Source organism: Methylobacterium crusticola (assembly GCF_003574465.1).
Classification (GTDB): domain Bacteria; phylum Pseudomonadota; class Alphaproteobacteria; order Rhizobiales; family Beijerinckiaceae; genus Methylobacterium; species Methylobacterium crusticola.
On record NZ_KZ984681.1, the window covers coordinates 1 to 3,291 of the forward strand.

Consider the following 3,291-nt stretch of genomic DNA (forward strand, 5'->3'; position numbering starts at 1 on the left):
TCGCACGCCTCCGTTACTCTTTGGGAGGCGACCGCCCCAGTCAAACTGCCTGCCATGCGCGGTCCCGGGCCCGGATCACGGGCCGCGGTTAGACCACCATCTCGCCAAGGGTGGTATTTCAAGGACGGCTCCACCCAGGCTGGCGCCCGGGCTTCATTGCCTACCACCTATCCTACACATGCCGACACGAAGGCCAGCGCAAAGCTACAGTAAAGGTGCACGGGGTCTTTCCGTCTGACCGCAGGAACCCCGCATCTTCACGGGGAATTCAATTTCACTGAGCCGATGCTGGAGACAGCGGGGAGATCGTTACGCCATTCGTGCAGGTCGGAACTTACCCGACAAGGAATTTCGCTACCTTAGGACCGTTATAGTTACGGCCGCCGTTTACCGGGGCTTCAATTCAAGGCTCGCACCTCTCCTCTTAACCTTCCGGCACCGGGCAGGCGTCAGACCCTATACGTCGTCTTCTCGACTTCGCAGAGTCCTGTGTTTTAGATAAACAGTCGCCACCCCCTGGTCTGTGCCCCTCCAAGATGCTTGCGCACCCTGGAGGCCTCCTTATCCCGAAGTTACGGAGGCAAATTGCCGAGTTCCTTCAGCATCGTTCTCTCAAGCGCCTTGGTATGCTCTACCAGTCCACCTGTGTCGGTTTCGGGTACGGTCTCGCGCGGAGGCTGTTTCCTGGGACCCCTTCGCCGCCCGACCAATCCGATAAGGTCGAACGACACACGGCATCCGTCACCATCCGCTGGCTGGGGAGTGTTCGCCCCATTCCCATCGACTACGCCTTTCGGCCTCGCCTTAGGGGCCGGCTAACCCTGCGCAGATTAACTTTACGCAGGAACCCTTGGACTTTCGGCGAGAGTGTCTTTCACACTCTTTGTCGTTACTCATGTCAGCATTCGCACTTCCGATACCTCCACGGCCCCTCGCGGGTGCCGCTTCATCAGCTTACGGAACGCTCCGCTACCGCGCATCTCACGATGCACCCGAAGCTTCGGCTCGTGGCTTGAGCCCCGTTACATTTTCGGCGCAGGAACCCTTGACTAGACCAGTGAGCTGTTACGCTTTCTTTAAAGGATGGCTGCTTCTAAGCCAACCTCCTGGTTGTTTTGGGATTCCCACATCCTTTCCCACTTAGCCACGAATTGGGGGCCTTAGCTGTCGGTCAGGGTTGTTGCCCTCTCCACGACGGACGTTAGCACCCGCCGTGTGTCTCCCGCGCAAGCTCTTGCGTATTCGGAGTTTGGTTGAGTGCGGTACCGCTGTGGGCGGCCCTAGCCCATCCAGTGCTCTACCCCGCAAGGCATACACGCGAGGCGCTACCTAAATAGCTTTCGCGGAGAACCAGCTATGTCCGAGTTTGATTGGCCTTTCACCCCTAGCCACACGTCATCCAAGACCTTTTCAACGGGCACTGGTTCGGACCTCCAGTGCGTGTTACCGCACCTTCATCCTGCGCATGGCTAGATCACTCGGTTTCGGGTCTAAAGCCACGAACTGGGCGATCAAAGATCGCACAACGCCCTGTTCAGACTCGCTTTCGCTGCGCCTACGCCTACCGGCTTAAGCTCGCTCGTAACTTTAAGTCGCTGACCCATTATACAAAAGGTACGCGGTCACCCAGAACGAATCTTGGGCTCCCACTGTTTGTAAGCATCCGGTTTCAGGAACTGTTTCACTCCCCTCGTCGGGGTGCTTTTCACCTTTCCCTCACGGTACTGGTTCGCTATCGGTCGCTGAGGAGTACTTAGGCTTGGAGGGTGGTCCCCCCGTCTTCAGACAGGATTTCACGTGTCCCGCCTTACTCGTGGCCCGGCATTCGTCCGTCCCGTACGGGGCTGTCACCCGTTCTGCCGGCCTTTCCAGACCGTTCCGGTAAACTCATGCCAGGCACTGGCCTGATCCGCGTTCGCTCGCCACTACTGACGGAGTCTCGTTGATGTCCTTTCCTCCGGGTACTTAGATGTTTCAGTTCCCCGGGTTCGCCTCAAACCCCTATTGCATTCAGGGCCTGATCCCTTCATGGGCCCAACCGTAGCCCCCACCCGCGGTTGCCCGCGGGCACGGGATACGGCTGGGCCGAAGGGGGGTTTCCCCATTCGGAGATCCCTGGATCACAGCCTGTTCGCGGCTCCCCAAGGCTTATCGCAGCGTACCACGTCCTTCATCGCCTCTCAGCGCCAAGGCATCCACCAGATGCTCTTAAGGCACTTGATCGCTCTCATGATCGGTGTCCGGGGCGGGGTGGGCTGATCCGCCTCCCCCGCCGCGTCACGGTCACGATAAAGACCGGCNTGTGGGCTGATCAGCCTCCCGCCGCGTCACGGTCACGATAAAGACCGGCGGCCGGGCCCTCTCGGGCCCTACCGCCTTATGCTTGCCGAACGTGTCCCGATCCCCGGCTCTCGCCGGGGCAGCGGGACGCATTCCCTCTTCACGATGTCAAACATCCGCATTCCTCCCGTGCGCTATCGCGCAGTGGGGCGGAGTGCGAATTCCTGTCTGCTTTCCGGACGAGCGCGCTGCCCCTCCCCGGCCGCGGCGGNGGACCGCGCGCCTGAGGCGCCTGCGTGCCGCGAATTCCTGTCTGCTTTCCGGACGGGCGCGCTGCCCCTCCCCGGCCGCGGCGGCGCCTGCCGCCGCGGTCTCGCGGGAGTGGTGGAGCTGGACGGGATCGAACCGACGACCTCATGCTTGCAAAGCACGCGCTCTCCCAACTGAGCTACAGCCCCGTGCTGGGAGCGGTCCTGCGGCCGCCCGATCCTGGTGGGCCTNNNCGCCACCTGATCCTGGTGGGCCTGTGACGACTCGAACGTCCGACCTCACCCTTATCAGGGGTGCGCTCTAACCACCTGAGCTACAGGCCCGGGCCTCGGCTCCGCGTAAGCGGAACCCGGCCTGTCCGGAAAACGAGAAAGAGAAACGAAGACGGCGCGTCCCGCCTTGTGGGACCTGACTGGTCCCGTGATCTAAACGACGCCGTGAGAGCGCCCCCGGCACAAGGCCGGGACCGCATCGGACAGCATCCTTAGAAAGGAGGTGATCCAGCCGCAGGTTCCCCTACGGCTACCTTGTTACGACTTCACCCCAGTCGCTGACCCTACCGTGGTCGCCTGCCCCTGTTGCCAGTTGGCGCAGCGCCGTCGGGTAAGACCAACTCCCATGGTGTGACGGGCGGTGTGTACAAGGCCCGGGAACGTATTCACCGTGGCGTGCTGATCCACGATTACTAGCGATTCCGCCTTCATGCACCCGAGTTGCAGAGTGCAATCCGAACTGAGACGG

The 3,291-nt window shown here is 61.3% G+C and carries 2 tRNA genes and 2 rRNA genes; all 4 read right to left on the bottom strand.

The features are described 5' to 3' along the window. A 23S ribosomal RNA gene (locus DT057_RS05815) occupies positions 1–2,223 on the bottom strand; the annotation flags it as partial. Between the two features lie 439 nt (positions 2,224–2,662). After that, a tRNA-Ala gene (locus DT057_RS05820) sits at positions 2,663–2,738 on the bottom strand. A 58-nt stretch (positions 2,739–2,796) separates the two neighbouring features. Beyond that, a tRNA-Ile gene (locus DT057_RS05825) sits at positions 2,797–2,873 on the bottom strand. 165 nt (positions 2,874–3,038) lie between these two features. Continuing rightward, a 16S ribosomal RNA gene (locus DT057_RS05830) occupies positions 3,039–3,291 on the bottom strand; the annotation flags it as partial.